This is a genomic window from Corallococcus sp. AS-1-12 (assembly GCF_020036995.1).
Taxonomy (GTDB): Bacteria; Myxococcota; Myxococcia; order Myxococcales; family Myxococcaceae; genus Corallococcus.
Window position 1 is genome coordinate 25904 of record NZ_JAIQDD010000007.1, and the last position, 19281, is coordinate 45184.

The window sequence follows — 19281 nt, forward strand, 5'->3', positions numbered from 1 at the left end:
GCATTCTCTCCCAGCGCGCGAAAGCGGGCGGGGAAGTTATGTTGGCCGCCACGATGCGAGGACGCTTCGCCCCCAGCCCCACCGGCCGCATGCACCTGGGCAACGTGAGAAGCGCGCTCCTGGGCTGGCTCCAGGCGCGGGCCGCGGGCGGCGCGTTCCTGCTGCGCATCGAGGACCTGGACCGCGCGAGGTGCCGCCCCCAGTTCCTCCAGGACCTCTACGAGGACCTGCGCTGGCTGGGCCTGGACTGGGACGAGCCGCCGCTCATCCAGAGCGAGCGCGACGGCGTCTACCGCGAGGCCCAGGAAAAGCTCGCGCGCGAGGGGCTCATCTACCCGTGCTTCTGCACGCGCGCGGAGATCGCCCGCGCGGCGAGCGCCCCCCACGGCCTGTCCGACGAGGGCCCGCGCTACCCCGGCACCTGCGCGCACCTCACCGCCGCGCAGGTGTCGGAGCGCGCCCGCACGCGCGCCCCCGCGTACCGCTTCCGCGCGCGCGCGGGCGAGGTGCGCTTCGTGGACGAGCTCATGGGCCCGTACGCCCAGGACGTGCAGGCGCTGGTGGGGGACTTCGTGGTGCGCCGCAACGACGGCGTGGCCAGCTACCAGCTCGCGGTGGTGGTGGACGACGCGGCCAGCCGCATCACCCACGTGCTGCGCGGGGACGACCTGCTGCCCTCCACGCCCCGGCAGCTCCAGCTCTACGCCGCGCTGGGCCTGGCCGCGCCCGCGTTCCTCCACGTGCCGCTGGTGATGGGCGAGGACGGCAAGCGGCTGGCGAAGCGCGACGGGGCGTTCGCGCTCGCGGAGCTGCGGGCGCGCGGCCGGCCTCCCGAGCACGTCCTGGGCCTGCTCGCCGCGTGGAGCGGCCTGGGCGACGGCGGCCCGGTGACCCTGCCCGCGCTCGTCGCGCGCTACCGCACGGACGCGCTCCCTCGCGAGCCGGTGGTGGCGCGCGAGGCACTGCTCCTCGACGCGCTCGGCCTGCGCTGAGGGCACCCGGCCTTCCGCCCCACCCTCCGGGACGGGGCGACCGTGAGGCGGTGAAACGCCCGGGCGTGCCCGGTGCACACCTTCACCCAGACACGTCCGTCCCCGGCCGCGCCGTTGGAGCGCGGCCGGGGCGGCACACGGGAAGCGAGGGTGGAATCCAATGGCAGCCATTGTCGAGAGCGAACGCGCCGGCATCATCCCAGCGGTGCCGGGCAGTGCGTACAAGCTGAGCTGGGGCGCCATCTTCGGTGGCACCTTCGTCGCGCTGGGCGTCTGGATATTGCTCTACACGCTGGGGCTGGCGCTGGGCCTGTCGTCGGTGAACCCCGCCGACGCGTCGAGCGCGAAGTCCGCGGGCATCTTCACCGGCATCTGGAGCGTCATCGTCCCGCTGGTGGCGCTGTTCGTGGGCGGCGTGGTGGCCGCGCGCAGCGCGGGCATCGTGGACAAGGCCGGGGGCGCCATGCACGGCGCGGTGCTCTGGGGCCTGACGACGCTCCTGGGCGTCATGGTCGTGGGCATGCTGGTGTCCAACGTGCTGGGCGCGGTGTTCAACGTGGGCAAGGCGGCCGTGGGCGCGGGCGGCACCGCGGCCGTGGGCGCGGTGACGGGCGGCGGTGAGGCCGCGAAGGCGTTCGGCCTGGACGCCAACGACGCGCTCGCGCCGGTGAACAAGCGCCTGCGGGAGGAGGGCAAGCCCACCATCACCGCGAACCAGTTGGAGGCCGCGACCAAGGACATCGTCACGGAGGGCGTGCGCCAGGGCCGCATGGACCGGGAGCTGCTGGTGAGCAACATCGCGCAGAACACCAACCTGTCGCGCCGGGACGCGGAGGAGGTGGCGGACCGCGTGCAGCAGCAGGTGGACCAGGGCGTGAGCCAGGCCAAGGCCAAGGCCAGCGAGGTGGGCCAGCAGGCGCAGCAGGGCGCGCTGAAGGTGGCGGACCGCTCCGGCCGCGTCTTCTGGGGCATCTTCGCGGGGCTCCTCCTGGGGCTCATCGCGTCGGTGCTCGGCGCCACGCTGGGCGTCAGCCGCAAGCAGCGCATCCGGGCCGAGGGCGCCGTGGTGCCTCCGACGACGCCGACCACGACCCCGCGGCGTGAGGTGTATCCGTAGCCTCGGGCGCTCGCGTGCATCCCCGCTTCCCGGTCCCCCGGGAGGCGGGTATGACACGCGGGCTCCCGGCCCATGGCGTCCTCGCACCGCACCCTCGTCCGCTGGCTCCTCATCCCCGGCCTGAGCCTGGGCCTGTTCCTGCTGTTCGCGCTGGGGGCCGCGTGGGTGACGCGCTTCATGGACGCGCCGGAGCGGACTGAACCGGCCGCGCCGCCCCCGGCCCGTCCGCCGGGCACGAGCGCACCGGCGCCCGGGCTCCCCCGGCCCGCGCCCCCCACCCCTCCGCGCCCGCCCCCCGTGGCACCGGCGCGAGCGCCGCCCCGCGCCCCGCCGCCGCGCCAGGCCCCCGACGCCCCCGACCCCCGCCGCGTGGAGCGGGTGGAGCCGGTGGTGGAGGCGTCCTCCGGCCGCATCGACGCGGAGGACCTGCGCCTGGCCATCCAGGCCGTGACTCCGCTCGTGCAGCAATGTTTCCAGGACGCCGCACAACGCAACCGGGGCACACAGGAAGTGAAGCTGCGCTTCACCGTGGAGGGCGAGGGCTCCGAGGGGAAGATGCGCCGGGGCGAGCTCGTCTCCAGCACCATCCCGGACCCCATGGTGCAGGCGTGCGTGCTGGACTCGCTCCTGGACGCGCGCTTCCCGGCGCCCCACCTGGGAGGGTCCGCGACCGTGCTGCATCCCTTCCGGTTCTCCGTGCCTGGGGACGCTGGCCCGTGAGGTCGGGTTGCGCGTAAGGTTCAGGCCCCCTTCGGCCCCCGCGCATGCCCGTCACCGTCGAACAGCTCGCGCCTTCCCACACGGACGCCCTGCGCGCGCTCCTGGCGAAGGATCCCGTCCACAACCTCTACCTGCTGGGGTTGCTGGAGGAGTTCGGCATCGCGGCGCCGGAGCGCCAGGCGGCCTTCTCCTTCCACGGCCGCTTCGACAGCGGCGTGCTCACCGCGGCCGTCTTCGTGGGCGGCGAGGGCGGGCTGGTGGTGCCCAGCGCCAGCGACGCCAGCGTCACCGGCGTCATCGCGGACGCGCTCGCCCCCAGCCTCAAGCTGCGCGCCACCGTGGGGGACAAGGCCTCCGTGGACGCGCTGGTGCGCAGCCTCTGTGAAGGCAAGCCGCGCCTGTCCCGCACCCAGAAGCTGTTCAGCGTCTCCGCGGACGACCTGGGCCCCTTCACCAACCCCACCCTGCGCCTGGCCCGCGAGGAGGACGTGCCCCGCCTGCTGCCCCTGGCCCAGGGCTACGTGCGCGAAATCCTGGAGCGGGATCCGCTGGCGGAGGACTCCGCCCACTACGAGTCCCGCGTCCTCCAGCGCGTGCGCCAGCGCCGCACCTACGTGCTGGAGGAGGGCGGCGAGCTGGTGTTCAAGGTGGACATCGGCTGCCGCTCGCAGTTCGGCGCGGAGCTGGAGGGCATGTACACGCCCCCGTCCCGCCGCCGCCAGGGCCACGCCACGCTGTGCCTGGGACAGATTTCCCGGCACCTGCTGTCGTCGCTGCCCCGGCTGGCCATGCGCGTGGACGAGCGCGACGAGAGCACCGCCCGCATCGCGCGCAAGGTGGGCTACCACGCCGGCCGCACCCAGCGGCTCGTGCTGGTGGAGTAGCCCCCCGGACAACGCAGGCAACACCCGCCTGTTGCTCCCGGGACAACGGGGATTGTCAAAAAGACATGTAAACAATTGAAAACACGCCAGCTTGGACCAGGGCATGGCGCTTGCTCCTTGGGAGCGCGGCGCGCGTTCGCGTGCCCGGCGGCCCCAATCACCGCCGTATCCCACGGGAGCAGTTCGATGAAGCGTTTCCAGACGTTGGCGAAGGTGTGCGCGTTCGGTGTGGTGGCGTTGAGCGCGGGGACCGCGGCCGCGTGGCAGTACTACCCGGGCATCGCGTTCAAGGCCGCGTATGCGTCCGACGCGGCGTGCTTCAACGTCCACAGCTACTCGGGCATCCGCAACGACTGTACGACGACGCGTCTGGCCATCGCCTCCGTGCCCATGTGGACGGTCGGCTACCACCCGACGACGGTGCAGATCTACGGCAACAACAGTTGGTGCGAGACGGAGACCGTCAACGGCGTGGGCAACGCCGGCCAGGTGGGCGCCACCACGTACACGGTGGCCGGCCCCATGGCGTGGCAGACCCTCAACACGGGTGACCGCTACGTGTGGGAGGACTTCGCCCTCGTCTTCCGCTGCGGCCTGCAGTCGGGCGGCATCATCGGCGGCTTCACCATCGACTGAAGCACGGGCCTGCCGGCTCACAGCGGGCCGCACGAAGGCTTCACATTCCTCCCCTTCGCGCGGTCCGCTTCTTCCCACCGAAGTCCCGCGAGCGCCCCATGTCCTCCAGGCTCCAGACCGTCCTCGCCATCGTCAACACCGCCGCCATCGCGGGCGTGGGGCTCACGCTCGCCGGCCACCAGCGCGCCTCCGGCGAAGCCCTGGAGGAGCTGCGCGCCCAGGTGCGCCACGCCAGCGAGGGCACCGACGCGAAGCGCGCCGCCGCGGAGACCGCGATGCGCCTGTGGGCCGCCAACGCCGCGCGCCCGCCCACGGCGCCCCACGCGCGGCCCGGCGCCCCGGAAGCGGCCCCTTCCGGAGCAGCCGCCGCGGCGGAGGACCCGGGCGAGGACGTGCCCCCGGCTCCGCCCATCCGCCCGCCCCCGGCCTCGTTCGAGCAGTCGCGCACGCGCGTGTTCAACGCGTTCGCCGCGGAGCCGGTGGACGGGGACTGGAGCGCGCGCGCGTCCCGGACGCTCGACGACGCGTTCCGCGCGCACCTGCCTGGCACCTCGCGCGTGAAGTCGCTGGAGTGCCGCGCCACGCTCTGCCGCGTGGAGCTGGTGCACCGGGCCCAGGCCGACCACGGGGCCTTCCTGATGAACGGGCTGCGCACCTGGCCGGGCTCCGTCTTCATCGCCAACGAGGCGCAGGAGGGCGACGACTACGTGGTCACCCTGCTCGCGTCGAAGGAGGGCACGAACCCGCCGCTGTAGCCGTGGACGCCGGCGCCCGCCGCGGGAGAGCGGCCCCTCACCGCGCGGGCGGCCGGCATGTCCTGGGAGGAAGCGGGCGCGAGGGCGCCGCACGACACCCGCGCGCGGCGCCCGGCGGATGCCCTACAGTCCGCCTCCGAAATGAGCAGCCGCCCCACGCCCTCCCGCCGTCCCCTCTCCGGAGCGGGCCCCGTCATCCTCCACGCGCCCACCGACCCCGGCTGGCTGCCGCTGGCGCTGGCGAACTTCGACGCCGTGCTGGTGGACCACGCCCACTGCGAGAAGAAGGCCGCCGCCAACGCGCTGTCCATGCTCCAGGCCTACCCGGACCTGCCGGGCCTGCCGTCGCAGATGGCGCGCCTGGCCCGCGAGGAGAGCGCCCACCTGGCGCGCGTGCTGGACCTGATGGCCGCGCGCGGCCTCACGCTCACCAAGGACGCCGGGGACCCGTACGCGCAAGGGCTGCAGAAGCACGTGCGCACGCCCGCCCCGGAGCGGCGCGTGGACCGCCTGCTCGTCGCCGCCATCATCGAAGCGCGCTCGTGCGAGCGGCTGTCCCTGCTCGCGGAGGGGCTCACCGACCCGGCGCTGGCCCGCTTCTACGGAGAGCTGGCCCAGTCCGAGGACGGCCACCAGTCCCTCTTCCACCGCCTGGCCGTCACCGCGTCCAACGGGGACGAGGCCGCCGTGGACGCGCGCCTGCAGTACCTGCTCGCGCAGGAGTCGCGGGTGCTCGCGGACGTGGGGCTGCGCGCCGCCATCCACTGACCGCCATCCCCTGAAGGGAGCGCCGCGCGCCTACGCGTGGAACGGCCACACCACGGGCACGGCGAACACCAGGAACACCACCAGCGCCGCGGTCAGCGGCGTGCCCAGCCGGAAGAAGTCGGTGAACCGGTAGTGCCCGGGCCCGTAGACGAGCACGCAACTGGGCTCCAGCGGGGTGATGAAGGAGCAGCTCGCCGCCAGCGTGATGCCCATGGCGAAGGGGCGCACGTCCACGCCCAGTTGCGCCGCCGCGTTGAGCGCCACCGGCAGCACCACCAGCGCCGCGGCCTGGTTGCTCATGGGCGCGGACAGCAGGATGGTCAGCACCATCAGCAGCGCCAGCACCGCGCGGGGCCCGCCGTACGCGCCCAGCCGGGCCACGTGGTCGCCGATGAACTTCCCCGCGCCGCTCACCTCCATGGCCAGCCCCAGCGCCATCATGGAGCCGATGAGCAGCACCACCCGCCAGTCCACGCGGAACGCGGTGCGCGCGTCCACGCACCCGGTGGCGATCATCAGCAGCATGCCGGTGAGCCCCGCCACCGACAGCGGCACCCAGCCCAGCGAGCCCGCCGCCAGCGCCCCCAGGAAGAGGAGCACCGCGAGCAGCGCCTTCGCGTAGCGCGGCGGCTCGTACTCGTGGCCCTCCAGCACCATCAGGGTGTGGCCCGGGGCCAGCTCCGCCACCTTCTGCCGGGGCCCGCGCAGGAGCAGCACGTCCCCCACGGACAGGGGCAGCGTGGACAGCGAGTGGTGGTGGTAGGAGCGCCGCAGGAGCTGCAGCTTGGTGTTGCGCTGGATGGCGGGCCGGCGGTGCAGCCCCAGCGCCACCAAGCCGAAGCGCTCCACGAACAGCGTCTCCTTCAGGCTGCGCCCCACCAGGGGGCTGCCGGGCGGCACGCCCACCTCCGCCAGCATCGACTCCGGCCCCTCCAGCTCCGCGTCCGACAGCCGCACGTCCGGCCGCAGCTCGATGCCCCGCAGGTCCTTCACCCGCAGGATGTCCTCGCGCTTGCCCTCCACCACCAGCCGCTCGTCGCCCGTGAGCACGTACCCGGGCTTCGCGGACAGGGTCTCGCCGTCGCGCACCACGCCAATCACGCGCAGGCCCAGGCCTTCGCTGATGTCCGACAGCGGCTGGCCCACGTAGCGCGAGTCCCCGGGCACCACCGCCTCCGTGAGGTAGTCGCGCAGCGTGAAGCCCTCCGTGCCCGGCTTGCCCTCGCGCGCGGGCAACAGCCACCGCCCCAGGAGCACCACCACCGCGATGCCGATGAGCACCACCGGCAGCCCCACCGGCGCCAGCTCCGTCACGCCAATGGGCGCCAGCCCCTGCCGCTTCAGCGCCGCGGACACCACCAGGTTCGTGGACGTGCCGAAGAGCAGCGCCGTGCCGCCCAGCATGGACGCGTACGCCAGCGGCAGCAGCACCTTGCTGCGCGGCACCTTCGCCCGCTGCGCGGCGCCAATGGCCACCGGCAGGAAGGCCGCCGTCGTCACCGTGTTGGAGATGAACGCGGAGAACACCGCCACCACGCCCATCATCGCCAGCACGAACGCCTGGTGGCCGAAGCGCGCGAAGAAGGCCATCCGCTGCCCCACCATCTGCACCACGCCGGTGGCGGCGAGCCCCTGGGTCATCGCCAGCAGGGTGAAGATGAAGATGACCGTGTCGTTGCTGAAGCCCTCGAACGCCTGCGCTGGCGTCAGCACCCCGGAGAGCGCCAGCAGGCACACCACCACCAGCGAGGTGAACTCGATGGGGATGGAATCCACGGAAAAGAGGATCAGGGCGACGACGATGATGACCAGGACGAGGGCGATGGACATGGAGCGGGCGGGCGCACCCACAACCTGGGCACGGCGCGCTGCGCTGCCAGCGTGTGCCGCACCGCGCCGTTTACTGATGAATGACCGGGCGCTGATAAGTGGAATTAGGCCAAAGCGGTCGAAAGTCCGGTTGACTGCCGGACGTCAGTTGCTTTTGGGGCCCCGGTCCAGAAGGTTTGGTGTTCCTTCCGCTGTAGGGTTTCGCCCCCTCGCGAAGTCGCGAAACGCGGGAGACCCGACCCATGAAACACCCCGAGGAAACCTCCATGGCTTCGACGCAAGCGGCCGCCGCCTCCGAGCAGGCGCCCACGAAGAACCCCACGCTGCTGGCCTGGGTGGCCAAGATGGCCGCGATGACCCAGCCGGACCGCATCGTCTGGTGCGACGGCTCCGAGGCGGAGAAGCAGCGCCTCACCGAGCAGGCGGTGAAGGACGGCACGCTCATCCCGCTCAACCCGCAGAAGCGCCCCGGCTGCTACCTGCACCGCTCCAACCCCAACGACGTGGCGCGCGTCGAGCACCTCACGTTCATCTGCACGCCCAACAAGACGGACGCGGGCCCCACCAACAACTGGATGGAGCCGGAGGCCGCCTACACGAAGCTCTCCCAGCTCTTCGAAGGCTGCATGAAGGGCCGCACCATGTACGTGGTGCCCTACGCCATGGGCCCGCTGGGCGGCGCCTCCACGAAGATTGGCGTGGAGCTGACGGACAGCGACTACGTGGTGCTCAACATGCGGATCATGACCCGCATGGGGAAGGCCGCGCTGGACATGCTGGGCGACAGCGACGACTTCAACCGCGGCCTGCACTCCACGGGTGACGTGAACCCGGACCGCCGCTACATCTGCCACTTCCCCCAGGACAACACCATCTGGAGCTTCGGCTCCGGCTATGGCGGCAACGTGCTGCTCGGGAAGAAGTGCCTCGCGCTGCGCATCGGCAGCTACCTGGGCCGCGAGGAGGGCTGGCTCGCCGAGCACATGCTCATCCTGGGCGTCACCAGCCCCAAGGGCGAGACGACGTACATCGCCGCCGCCTTCCCGTCCGCGTGCGGCAAGACGAACTTCGCCATGATGATCCCGCCCAAGGAGTACGCGGGCTGGAAGATTGAAACCGTCGGCGACGACATCGCCTGGATGCGCCCCGGTCCGGATGGCCGCCTGTACGCCATCAACCCGGAGGCCGGCTACTTCGGCGTGGTGCCGGGCACCAACTACAAGACCAACCCCAACGCCATGGAGACCATCTCCAAGGACACGCTCTTCACGAACGTGGCGCTCACCCCGGACGGCGACGTCTGGTGGGAGGGCAAGGACGGCGAGGTCCCCGAGGAGCTCATCGACTGGCAGGGCAAGCCCTGGAAGAAGGGCAGCACGGAGAAGGCGGCGCACCCGAACAGCCGCTTCACCGCGCCCATGAGCAACAACCCGGTGCTGTCCGCCAAGGCGAACGACCCCCAGGGCGTTCCCATCAGCGCCATCATCTTCGGCGGCCGCCGCTCCAACACCGTCCCGCTGGTGCTCCAGGCCTTCAACTGGACCCACGGCGTGTTCCTGGGCGCCACCATGGGCAGTGAGACGACGGCGGCGGCCACCGGCAAGGTGGGCGTCGTGCGCCGCGACCCCATGGCCATGCTGCCCTTCTGCGGCTACCACATGGGCGACTACCTCCAGCACTGGCTGGACATGCAGAAGTCCATCCCGCAGCTCCCGAAGATCTTCCAGGTCAACTGGTTCCGCCAGGACAAGAACGGCAAGTTCATCTGGCCGGGCTACGGCGAGAACATGCGCGTCCTGGAGTGGATCGTGAACCGCGTCCAGGGCCGCGTCCCCACGCAGGAGACGCTGCTGGGCTGGGTGCCGCGCCAGGACCAGGGCCTCAACCTGAAGGGCCTGGACATGTCCGAGGAGGCCGTCCAGGAGGCCACCTCCATCAAGGAGGACGAGTGGAAGTCCGAGCTCAAGAGCCAGGAGGTCTTCTTCGAGCAGTTGGGCACCAAGGCCCCCGAGGCCCTGATGCTCCAGCGCAAGCTGCTCATCGCGCGCCTGGACGGCTGAGCGCCGTCTGACGCCAGGGCAGGCCCGTCCGGGGCCGCTTCCTCCCCCGTGCCGATGGGGGTGGGGGTGGCCCCGGCGCTTTTTTCCGGGGGCCAGCGCTTCGACGGCCGGATTGTTCGGCGCTAGGCTCACCGCCCCATGAGACTGGTTTTCGTGTTGTCGCTGGCGCTGGCGCTGGCACCGGGGTCCGCCCTGGCGCAGCGGGGTGGCTCCAAGGTCAACGTGCAGGCGCTGTTGAAGGAGGGCAAGCGCCTCTATGACGCCGGCAAGTACCGCGAGGCGGCGGAGGCGCTGAAGCAGGCCAACGAGGCGCAGCCGCACCCGCGGCTCGTCTACAACATCGCCGTGGCGCTGGAGTACGCGGGCGAGCCCCGCGAGGCGATGAGCTTCTACCGGCAGTACGTCACGTCCTCCAGCGAGGACACCGACCCCGCCCTCCTGAAGAACAGCAACCGCGCCATCGACCGGCTGCGCGTGCAGTTGGACCGCGAGGACCAGGCGCAGGCGGCGGCGGACGCGGACCGCAAGCGCCTGGAGGCGGAGGCGGACGCCGCGCGGCAGCAGGCGGAGGCCGAGCAGGCCGCGGCCCGGCGCGCGCAGGAGGAGAGCGAGCGCCAGAAGCAGGCGGAGCTGGACCGGACCCTCAAGTCCTACCGCAACCAGCGCATCGCCGCGTTCGCCACGGGCGGCGTGGCGGTGCTGGGCGTGGGCGCGGGCGTGCTCTTCGGGCTGCAGGCGCGCGACCAGCGCGAGCAGTTCGACAGCGCCTCCACGCTCACCGACAAGCAGCGGCTGTCGGACAGCACCAAGAGCAAGGCGCTGCTGGCGGACATCGGCTTCGGCGTGGGGCTCGCGGGAGCCATCACCGCCATCATCCTGTATCCCAAAGAGGGCCCCCCCGCGCAGGGCGAGGTCCGCGTGACGCTCGCGCCGCGCGGCGCCGGGGTCGGCATGGAGGGTCGTTTCTGATGCGCGCGCTGGGAATGATGACGCTGGGCATGGCGCTGCTGTCGTCCGGGTGCAGCTTCACCACGGCGGGCGGCCTGTCCGAATGCACGACGAGCAGCGACTGCGGCAGCAACAGCGTCTGCACCTCCGGGTTCTGCCTGCCGCAGCCCGCGGGCTGCGACCAGGTGGTGGGCGCCACGTCCGCGGCGAACCCCATCGTGCTGGGCGCGGCGCTGCCGCTCACCAACGCGAGCGGCAACGCGGAGATTGAGCAGCAGCGCTTCAACGGCCTGAAGCTGGCGCTGGATGAGGTGAACCAGGCGCAGGGCGTGGGCGGCCGCCAGTTCCTCATGTACGTCTGCGACACCGGGGCGGACGCGAACCGGGCGGTGACGCAGGCGACCTGGATGGTGAACGACAAGGGCGCGGTGGCGCTCTTCAGCGCGGGCAGCGCGCAGACGCTCGCCATCAGCGGGGTCACCATCCCCAAGAACGTGCTGCTCATGAGCCACACGGCGACGAGCTCCGCGTTCACCACGCTGTCGGACAAGAACGGTGGCGCCGTGGGCCTGGTCTGGCGCACCACGCCCTCGGACGTGCTCCAGGGGCGCGTCATCGCGGACGTGCTCCAGGGCATCACGCCCATCAACGACCCGGGCGTGACGTTCACCCCTCCGACCAAGGTGGGCGTGGCGTACGTGAACGACTCGTACGGCAACGGCCTGTATGACGCCATCCAGAGCCGCGTCACCAACAAGGACAACGTCGCGGGCGCGCAGTACAACCGCAACGAGTCCGTGTCCGGCGCGGTGAGCCGGCTGGTGTCCTTCAAGCCGGACCTGACGGTGCTGGCGGGCTTCCCCGAGGACAACGCGCGGCTGATTCCGGAGGCGGCGTCCCAGGGCGTGGGCGTGGCGAGCGGCAACCGCTGGTTCCTCACGGACGCGAGCAAGGACCTCACCCTGCTGACGAACCTGGGCGCCAACAAGGCGGAGCTCACCGGCGCCTACGGCACCGCGCCCGCGTCCGCGCGCCCCAGCGACTCCACCTACAAGCTGTTCGCGGACCGGTTCATCACCGCCTACAAGACGGACCCCGGGCAGTTCTCCTTCACCGCGCACGCGTATGACGCCATGTACATCGTGACGCTGGGCGCGGCGTTCGCGGTGGGCAACGACCCCAACAACCCGCAGCCGGTGACGGGCCCCCGCATCGCGGAGGGCCTCACGAAGCTCACGCCCGCCTCGGGCCAGACCGCGACCACCTACTCGCTGGGATCCACGCAGTTCACCGCGGCGCGGGAGGACCTGCGCGCCGGCAAGGTCATCAACGTGCGCGGCGCCAGCGGCGAGCTGGACTTCAACAACGAGACGGGCGAGGCGGCGTCGCCCTACGAGCTGTTCAAGGTGGAGAACAACGCCTTCAAGACGGTGCAGCTCATCAACCCGCCGGTGGACTGAGCACGCGCACCAGCGGTGCCAGGGCGGCGGTGAAGACCTCGGGCGTCGGCAGCAGCGACAGCACGAGGTACGCACCGCCGCCGAAGTCGTGGAAGTAGCCCGGCTGCACGCGCACCCCCTCCTCCAGGAGCCGCAGGCAGGTGGCCTCCTCCCCGGGGTGATGGGGGATGCGCAGCACCGCGCTCCAGCCGCCGTGCGCGGGCACCACGTCCCACGCGGCGTCCGCCGGGCGCGCTCGACTCAACCGCTCCCGGTTGCCCTTCACCCGCGCCAGGAGCGCCCGCTGGAAGCGCGGCGCGTGCGCCAGGAGCGACGGCAGCGCGAGCTGCACGGGCGTGGCCACCGACAGCGCCGCGTCCGCCACGTCCTCCAGCCGGGCCAGGGCCTCGTCGCGCGCGTGCGCGGGGCCGCCCACGTGCAGCCACGCCAGCTTGAGGCCGGGCAGGCCCGCCACCTTGGACAGGCCGGAGAGCGAGAACGTCAGGCACGGGAGGCTCCGCCCCGCCACGGACGTCACCCGGCCCGCTTCGTCATCCCACGCGAAGTCGGAGAACACCTCGTCGCAGACGAGCGCCAGGCCGTGGCGCGCGCACACGTCCGCGAGCGCGTGGAGCTCGCCCTCGTGCAGGAAGTGGCCGGTGGGGTTGCCGGGGTTCACCACCACCACCGCGCGCGTGCGGGCGTCCACGGCGGCCTCCACCCGGCCCGCGTCCAGGCCGAAGCCGTGCACCGAGGGCAGGCGGTAGGAGCGCGCGTGCACGCCCTCCAGGCGCGCCAGCACGTCCACCAGCGGGTAGCCGGGCGCGGGCACGAGGACGTTGTCCCCCGGGTCGCACAGGAGCTTGAGGAGCCAGCCGTAGGCCTCGCTGGTGCTGGCGGAGAGGACGACGTGCGCGGCCTCCACGGGCGCGCCCCGCCGGGACAGGTGCGCGGCCACGGCCTCGCGCGCGGAGGGCAGGCCGAAGGGCTCCGGGGCGTAGTCGAAGTCCCCGCGGTGGGCCCCGAGCTTCACGCGCGGCGGCGGCAGGCCCACGCGCGTGGGGTTGGTCTCCGCCAGGTCCAGCACGGGCAGCCCGCATGCGTGGCGCATGGCGACGGCCTGGGACAGCGGGTTGAGCGTTCGCGGGAAGGCGGTGCGGAGCGAGAAGCGGCTCACAGCCCCGTCTGGAGCATGGCGCTGGCCACGCGGCGGATCAGCTCGCGGCGCAGCTCCAGGCGGCAGTGCTCGACGGCCTTCTCGTGCGGCGCGGGCAGTTCCGGGTTCCGGGTGCGGATCGCGGTGCGCAGGACCAGCTCGACCTTCGCGGGCTCAATCTGGAACAGCCGCGGACCGTCTTTCTGGAGGAAGTAGGACAGCCCGCGCTGTTCGATGAGCTTCTTGAAGAAGCGCCGGACGTCCGCGAGGAGCGTGATGTCGATGATGTCCGCCATTCGTGACGGCTTTCTCGCGCGGAAAAAACGGGCCGTCCAGATCACGGCCTCGACCACGCGAAAACTTGCGCGACCTGTAGCACGCGCCTTTCCGCCGAACGCGGCGGAGGCCGATTTATCGGGCCCGCGCGCGTTCGGGCAGCAGCGGCGCCAGCGCGCGCCGGAAGGCCATCCGGCGCTTTCTTGCATCCTCCACGTACGGCACGGGCCCCAGGACCTCCACGCCATGGCGGGCCTCCAGGTAGCGCCGGTTGTCCCGCTCCGCCAGGTCGCGTCCGGGCACCCCGCGCGACAGCACCACCGCCCGCACGGACACCTGGCGCGCGGCCAGCGCCTCCAGCGACAGCGCCACGTGGTTGAGCGTGCCCAGCCCCGCGCGCGCCACCAGCACCACGGGCAGGCGGAAGGCCTGGATGAGGTCCACCACGTCGCGCTTCGAGTCCACCGGGACGAACAGCCCCCCTGCCCCCTCCACCACCACCGCCCCGCCCTTCAGCCGCCTCCACGCCGCGAGCGTCGCGCGGAAGTCCGGCTCCATCCCCAGGCGCGACGCCGCGATGCCCGGGGCCAGCGGCGCCTTGAAGCGGTGCGGGCAGAGGGCGTCCACCGGCAGCGTGCTGCCCGCGGCCTCGCGCATGGCGAGCGCGTCCGCCGGGGCCTTGAGGGACGCGCAGCCGCTCTCGTAGGGCTTGAAGCCCTGGGGCGCATGGCCCGCGTCCCTCAGGAGCGACAGCAGCGCGCACGACACCTGCGTCTTGCCCACGCCGGTGTCCGTGCCGGTGACGAAGAACTGGAGCGCTTCAGGGGCCACGGGAGACTCCCACCCGGCGCAGGGCCTCCAGCGCCAGGTCGATGTGGCCCGTCGTATGGGCCGCGGAGAGACAGAAGCGGAGCCGGCTGGTGCCGTCCGGCACGGTGGGCGGGCGGATGGCCTTCACCAGCAGGCCCGCCTCGCGCAGGCGCGTCGCCGCGTCCAGCGCGCGCGCGGGCTCGCCCAGGATGACCGGGAAGATGGCGCTCCGGGGTTCAGCGGGCAGTCCCAGCGCGCGCAGACCCTCGGTGAAGCGGTGGATGTGCCCCCACAGCCGCTCGCGCGGGGCGGGGTCGTGCTCCACCAGGTCCACGGCGCGCTCGGCGCCAGCGCAGAGGGCGGCGGGCAACGCGGTGGAGTAGACGAACGGCCGGGCGCGGCTGACCAGCAGGTCCGCCACCGCGCGCGACGTGGCCACGTACGCGCCCAGCCCGCCCAGCGCCTTGCTCAGCGTGCCCATGCGCAGGTCCACCCGGTCCTCCACGCCCAGCGCCTCGCACAGGCCCGCGCCGCGCGCGCCCAGGACGCCGGTGGCGTGCGCCTCGTCCACCATCAGCGCGGCGCCGTGGGCCTCGCACGCGGCCAGCAATTCGCGCAGCGGGGCCACGTCCCCGTCCATGGAGAACACGCTGTCGGTGACGACCAGCTTGCGCCGCGCGGGCGTCTGCTCCAGCGCGCGGGTGAGCGCGGCCACGTCCGCGTGCGGGTAGACGACGACGCGCGCGCGGGACAGCCGGCAGCCGTCCACCAGCGAGGCGTGGTTGAGGGCGTCGGAGAACACCGCGTCGCCGGGGCCCACCAGCGCGGGCAGGATGCCGGTGTTGGCCGCGTAGCCGGAGTTGAAGAGGCGCACCGCCTGGGCGCGCTCGAAGCGGGCGAGCCGCGCCTCCAGCCGCTGGTGCGGCACCATGTCCCCCACCACCAGGCGGCTGGCGCCGGTGCCCACGCCGTAGCGCTCCAGCGCGGACGCGACGGCGGCGCGCACGGCGGGGGACGCCGCGAGCCCCAGGTAGTCATTGGAGGAGAAGTTGACCAGCCGCTCGTCCCCCACGCGCACCTCCGCGCCCTGGGGGGAGTCGAGCGGCTCCAGCGCGCGGCGCAGGCCCTTCGCGGACAGGGCCTCCAGGTCCTCGCGCGCCCAGCGGTCCGCGACCTGCGTCGAGGGGCTCACCGGTCCTGCCGGGGCTCCAGGGGGCGGATGCCCGCCTTCTCCAGGAGCGCCATGTCCTGGGTGTACTCGGGGTTGCCGGTGGTGAGCAGCTTCTCCCCGAAGAAGAGCGAGTTGGCGCCCGCCATCATGCACAAGAGCTGCGCCTCCTCGTTCATCTGCATGCGGCCCGCGGACAGGCGCACCATGGCCTGGGGCATGAGCAGGCGCGCGGTGGCGATGGTGCGCACCATGTCCACCGTCTCCACGCGGTGCTGCTGGGCCAGGGGCGTGCCCTCCACGGGCACGAGCGCGTTGATGGGCACCGACTCCGGGTGCACCTCCTGGTTGGCCAGCGTGCGCAGGAGGTTGCAGCGGTCGTCCACGGACTCGCCCATGCCGATGATGCCGCCGCAGCACACGGAGATGCCCGCGTCGCGCACCCGGTCCAGCGTCTTCAGCCGGTCGTCATACGTGCGGGTGGAGATGATGTCGCCGTAGTGCTCCGGGGACGTGTCCAGGTTGTGGTTGTACGCGGACAGGCCCGCCTCGCGCAGGCGCTTCGCCTGGCTGTCGGTGAGCATGCCCAGCGTGGCGCACGCCTCCATGCCCAGGGCCCGCACGCCCTTCACCATCTCCAGCACGCTGTCGAACTGCGGGCCGTCCTTCACCTCGCGCCACGCGGCGCCCATGCAGAAGCGGGTGGCCCCGGCGGCCCGGGCCTGGGACGCGGCGGCCAGCACCTCCGGCACCGCCATCAGCTTCTCCGCCTTGACGCCCGTCTTGTAGCGCGCCGCCTGCGGGCAGTACGCGCAGTCCTCCGGACACCCGCCCGTCTTGATGGAGAGCAGCGAACAGAGCTGCACCTTGTTCTCCACGAACACCTGCCGGTGCACCGTCTGCGCCTTGTGCACCAGGTCCAGCAGCGGCAACTGGTACAGCGCCTTCACCTCCGCGAGCGACCAGTCGTGACGCACCGTCACCCCTTCCGGGGCGGGGGCGGCGTGGTGGGCGTGGCCGTGGAAGGACTCGGCGGTGTCGGACATGCGGGCTCCTGGGGAGGCGTCAGGAGGCCGACGGTGCGTGGCCCGGGGGCCATTGTCAACGCTCTTGGAGCAGGGGGTTGACGAGTCCTCCTCCCCCTCTGGGGAGGCCCGCAAGACAGAAGGGACGTCCGTGCGTGACACGGACGTCCCTGGCTGTCTCCCGCCTCATCGGTCGAGGAGCCCTGCCTGACTAGACGTGGACGCGACGGCCGCGGCCGGCGAGCCCCACGAGGAACAGCACGACCAGCGCGCCCAGCACGGAGAACAGCAGGCCCGTGGGGTGGAGGTCGAACACGCGACCGTCACTGGAGAACAGCGAACCGACGAAGCCGCCCACGAACGAACCGGCGATGCCCAGCAGCGTGGTGGCGATGAGCCCCATCGACTGGTTGCCCGGCATGATGGCACGAGCGATCAGACCCGCGACCAGACCAATCACCAGAAACGCGATAATCCCCATGGCACTCTCCCTGTGTGGGGGGCGCGCTGTTTCGCGTCGCCCGTGGTCCAGAAAGTGGGTTGCCCCTCCCTGTAGGGCAACTCGCTACCTGATCCACGCCATCACGCCTGCCTGCTCTCCTGGCATGTCGCGCGCATGAGCTTGGGCGACGAAACGTCAGGGGTCTGGGGTAGACACTCCAACCCATGGCGAAGGCGAAGACGCACTACACCTGTCAGGCCTGCGGCTACCAGACGGCGAAGTGGCTCGGGAAGTGTCCGGACTGCGGGGCCTGGAGCTCGCTCCTGGAGGAGACCGAAGCGAAGGTGGACGACAAGCGCCCGGCGTGGGGCGCGTCCGGGGGCTCCTCCCGGCCGGTGAAGCTGCAGGACGTGACGGCGGAGACGGAGGTGCGCCGCCGCACGGGCATCACGGAGTTCGACCGCGTGCTGGGCGGTGGCGTGGTGGGCGGCTCGCTGGTGCTGCTCGGCGGCGACCCGGGCATCGGCAAGTCCACGCTGCTGCTGGCGGCGCTGGACAAGCTGTCGCGGCACGGTCCGGTGCTCTACGTGTCGGGTGAAGAGAGCCTGCGTCAGACGAAGATGCGCGCGGAGCGCCTGCGGGTGGAGGGGGACGCCATCCACCTCTTCGCGGAGACGGACGCGGACCGGGTGCTCCAGGCGGCGGAGGCGCTGAAGCCGCAGGCGCTGGTGGTGGACTCCATCCAGACCATGTACCTGCCGGAGTTGGGCAACGCGCCGGGCAGCATCACCCAGGTGCGCGAGGTGGCGGGCCGGCTGATGGCGTTCGCCAAGCGCAGCGGGGTGCCCACGTTCCTGGTGGGGCACGTGACGAAGGAGGGCTCCATCGCGGGTCCCCGGGTGCTGGAGCACATGGTGGACACGGTCCTCTACTTCGAGGGCGAGCGCGGCCACCCGTTCCGCCTGCTGCGCGCGCACAAGAACCGCTTCGGCAGCACCAACGAGATTGGCGTCTTCGAGATGAAGGGCGCGGGGCTGGTGGAGGTGGCGGACCCGTCCGCGCTGTTCCTCTCCGAGCGCCCGCAGGGCAAGTCCGGCAGCGTGGTGACGAGCACGCTCAACGGCACCCGTCCGCTGCTGGTGGAGGTGCAGGCGCTGGTGGCGCCCACGGGCTATGGCACGGCGAGGCGCACGGCGATTGGCGTGGACGGCAACCGCGTGGCGCTGCTGGCGGCGGTGCTGGAGAAGAAGGAGGAGATCCCGCTGGTGGGCTGCGACCTGTTCGTCAACGTGGCGGGCGGCATGCAGTTGAGCGAACCGGCGTGCGACCTGGCGGTGTGCGCGGCGCTGGTGAGCAGCCTGCAGAACCGGCCGTTGGACGCGAAGACGCTGGTGCTGGGAGAGGTGGGGCTCGCGGGCGAGGTGCGCGCGGTGGGCCAGGTGGAGCCGAGGCTCGCGGAGGCCGCGAAGATGGGCTTCCAGCGGGTGGTGCTGCCGGCGGGCAGCGCGCGGCGCGTGGAGGCGACGAAGCTCCAGGTGGTGGGCGTGGAGACCCTGAGCGAGGCGCTGGCGGCGATGTTCGACTGACGCCCCGGGGCGTCAGTGCTTGTGCAGCATCCAGGACACGTCCGGCACGCGCGTGGGCTTCGTGAGGGTGGGCAGGTCGAAGAAGGCGTCGCGGCCCAGGGTGGCGATGAGCTGGGCTTCCGCGGCGTCTCCTTCCGGAGTCATGGCCTGGGTGGGCAGCTCATAGGGCTGGACGAGGACGAGCCCCCCGTCGAGTGACTGGCGCTGGGACGCGGGGATGGCGTCCAGGCGCGGGCCGAAGAGGTCCACGAAGGGGGCGCCGAAGACGTTGCGCCAGTAGAGGCCGGAGAGGCCCTCGCTGTAGTCGCGCACGTTGAATTCGCGACTGGAGCCGAAGCCGTCCTCGTGCGGGACCAAACGCCAGTTCTTACGGTCGAAGTCGTCATCGAGTCCGGACTGGGCAAGGGGTGAGCCCAGCAGGCGCATGATTTCGACGACCTGACGCAGGTGGGCTTCGCGCCAGCGGGCCGTCCGGGCTTCCACGATGGACGTCATCCACCTGAATGACCCGACGAATGGATACTTCCCACGGCGGTCGGGGGAGAGATGGAGGAAATCCCGGTCTGTCTTCGCACCGATGAAGAGACGCTTGGACTCATCGTAGGAGGCCGCGAGCACATCCGGATCGAAAGAACCGGGCTCGAACTGCGCATCTGTCCCGACGCCCCC

At 72.0% G+C, this 19281-nt stretch carries 19 protein-coding genes; 11 read left to right on the top strand and 8 right to left on the bottom strand.

Annotation, left to right across the window (positions count from 1 at the left end; all coding sequences use genetic code 11):
- Nucleotides 1-53 precede the first annotated feature (53 nt).
- The 7 genes from gluQRS to K8556_RS13900 all read left to right on the top strand — a co-directional run bounded on the left by gluQRS (nt 54) and on the right by K8556_RS13900 (nt 5872).
- Entirely contained in the window at nt 54-992 is a 939-nt protein-coding gene (gene gluQRS / locus K8556_RS13870; RefSeq protein WP_255651716.1) for a tRNA glutamyl-Q(34) synthetase GluQRS, read from the top strand.
- A 160-nt stretch (nt 993-1152) separates the two neighbouring features.
- A complete protein-coding gene (locus K8556_RS13875; RefSeq protein WP_223740544.1) occupies nt 1153-2109 on the top strand; it encodes a hypothetical protein in 957 nt (318 codons plus the stop codon).
- Nucleotides 2110-2181: 72 nt separating this feature from the next.
- Entirely contained in the window at nt 2182-2829 is a 648-nt protein-coding gene (locus K8556_RS13880; RefSeq protein ID WP_223740545.1) for an AgmX/PglI C-terminal domain-containing protein, read from the top strand.
- A gap of 44 nt (nt 2830-2873) precedes the next feature.
- Nucleotides 2874-3713, top strand: a complete 840-nt coding sequence (locus K8556_RS13885; protein ID WP_223740546.1) for a DUF4081 domain-containing protein — start codon at nt 2874-2876, stop codon at nt 3711-3713.
- Nucleotides 3714-3899: 186 nt separating this feature from the next.
- Nucleotides 3900-4349, top strand: coding sequence for a hypothetical protein (locus K8556_RS13890; protein ID WP_223740547.1), 450 nt, complete (start codon nt 3900-3902; stop codon nt 4347-4349).
- 98 nt (nt 4350-4447) lie between these two features.
- The gene (locus K8556_RS13895) at nt 4448-5104 is read left to right on the top strand and encodes a hypothetical protein (RefSeq protein WP_223740548.1); all 657 of its coding nucleotides are present in this window, start codon (nt 4448-4450) and stop codon (nt 5102-5104) included.
- A 141-nt stretch (nt 5105-5245) separates the two neighbouring features.
- Nucleotides 5246-5872 carry a tRNA-(ms[2]io[6]A)-hydroxylase gene (locus K8556_RS13900; RefSeq protein WP_223740549.1) on the top strand — a complete coding sequence of 209 codons (627 nt, stop codon included), beginning with the start codon at nt 5246-5248 and terminating at the stop codon, nt 5870-5872.
- A 30-nt stretch (nt 5873-5902) separates the two neighbouring features.
- Here the strand turns inward: K8556_RS13900 and K8556_RS13905 are convergent, their stop codons facing one another.
- Nucleotides 5903-7807, bottom strand: a complete 1905-nt coding sequence (locus K8556_RS13905) for an SLC13 family permease (RefSeq protein WP_370639927.1) — start codon at nt 7805-7807, stop codon at nt 5903-5905.
- A gap of 161 nt (nt 7808-7968) precedes the next feature.
- Here K8556_RS13905 and K8556_RS13910 point away from each other — a divergent pair, with 161 nt between their 5' ends.
- The 3 genes from K8556_RS13910 (at nt 7969) to K8556_RS13920 (ending at nt 12170) form a co-directional block, all read left to right on the top strand.
- Nucleotides 7969-9762, top strand: coding sequence for a phosphoenolpyruvate carboxykinase (GTP) (locus K8556_RS13910; RefSeq protein ID WP_223740551.1), 1794 nt, complete (start codon nt 7969-7971; stop codon nt 9760-9762).
- 138 nt (nt 9763-9900) lie between these two features.
- Complete coding sequence (locus tag K8556_RS13915) at nt 9901-10731, top strand: hypothetical protein (protein ID WP_223740552.1); 831 nt, start codon at nt 9901-9903, stop codon at nt 10729-10731.
- Complete coding sequence (locus tag K8556_RS13920) at nt 10731-12170, top strand: ABC transporter substrate-binding protein (RefSeq protein ID WP_223740553.1); 1440 nt, start codon at nt 10731-10733, stop codon at nt 12168-12170. The genes K8556_RS13915 and K8556_RS13920 overlap by 1 nt, the downstream gene beginning before the upstream one ends.
- Here the strand turns inward: K8556_RS13920 and K8556_RS13925 are convergent.
- From K8556_RS13925 to K8556_RS13950, 6 genes are all read right to left on the bottom strand, one after another.
- Nucleotides 12151-13326 (bottom strand): pyridoxal phosphate-dependent aminotransferase, encoded by a 1176-nt coding sequence (locus K8556_RS13925; protein ID WP_223740554.1) that lies wholly within the window; start codon nt 13324-13326, stop codon nt 12151-12153. The two genes, K8556_RS13920 and K8556_RS13925, sit on opposite strands and share 20 nt — an antisense overlap.
- Nucleotides 13323-13601 (bottom strand): hypothetical protein, encoded by a 279-nt coding sequence (locus K8556_RS13930; protein WP_223740555.1) that lies wholly within the window; start codon nt 13599-13601, stop codon nt 13323-13325. The genes K8556_RS13925 and K8556_RS13930 overlap by 4 nt, the downstream gene beginning before the upstream one ends.
- A gap of 115 nt (nt 13602-13716) precedes the next feature.
- Nucleotides 13717-14412, bottom strand: a complete 696-nt coding sequence (gene bioD / locus K8556_RS13935) for a dethiobiotin synthase (protein ID WP_223740556.1) — start codon at nt 14410-14412, stop codon at nt 13717-13719.
- On the bottom strand, nt 14402-15583 hold the full coding sequence (gene bioF / locus K8556_RS13940) for an 8-amino-7-oxononanoate synthase (protein ID WP_223740557.1): 1182 nt from the start codon (nt 15581-15583) through the stop codon (nt 14402-14404). The genes bioD and bioF overlap by 11 nt, the downstream gene beginning before the upstream one ends.
- Nucleotides 15580-16605, bottom strand: coding sequence for a biotin synthase BioB (gene bioB, locus K8556_RS13945; protein ID WP_223740558.1), 1026 nt, complete (start codon nt 16603-16605; stop codon nt 15580-15582). The genes bioF and bioB overlap by 4 nt, the downstream gene beginning before the upstream one ends.
- Nucleotides 16606-16795: 190 nt before the next feature.
- Nucleotides 16796-17065, bottom strand: coding sequence for a GlsB/YeaQ/YmgE family stress response membrane protein (locus K8556_RS13950; RefSeq protein WP_120597359.1), 270 nt, complete (start codon nt 17063-17065; stop codon nt 16796-16798).
- A gap of 185 nt (nt 17066-17250) precedes the next feature.
- Here K8556_RS13950 and radA point away from each other — a divergent pair, with 185 nt between their 5' ends.
- On the top strand, nt 17251-18612 hold the full coding sequence (gene radA / locus K8556_RS13955; protein WP_223740559.1) for a DNA repair protein RadA: 1362 nt from the start codon (nt 17251-17253) through the stop codon (nt 18610-18612).
- A gap of 12 nt (nt 18613-18624) precedes the next feature.
- Here radA and K8556_RS13960 read toward each other — a convergent pair whose 3' ends face one another.
- On the bottom strand, nt 18625-19095 hold the full coding sequence (locus K8556_RS13960) for a hypothetical protein (RefSeq protein WP_223740560.1): 471 nt from the start codon (nt 19093-19095) through the stop codon (nt 18625-18627).
- Nucleotides 19096-19281: the final 186 nt, after the last annotated feature.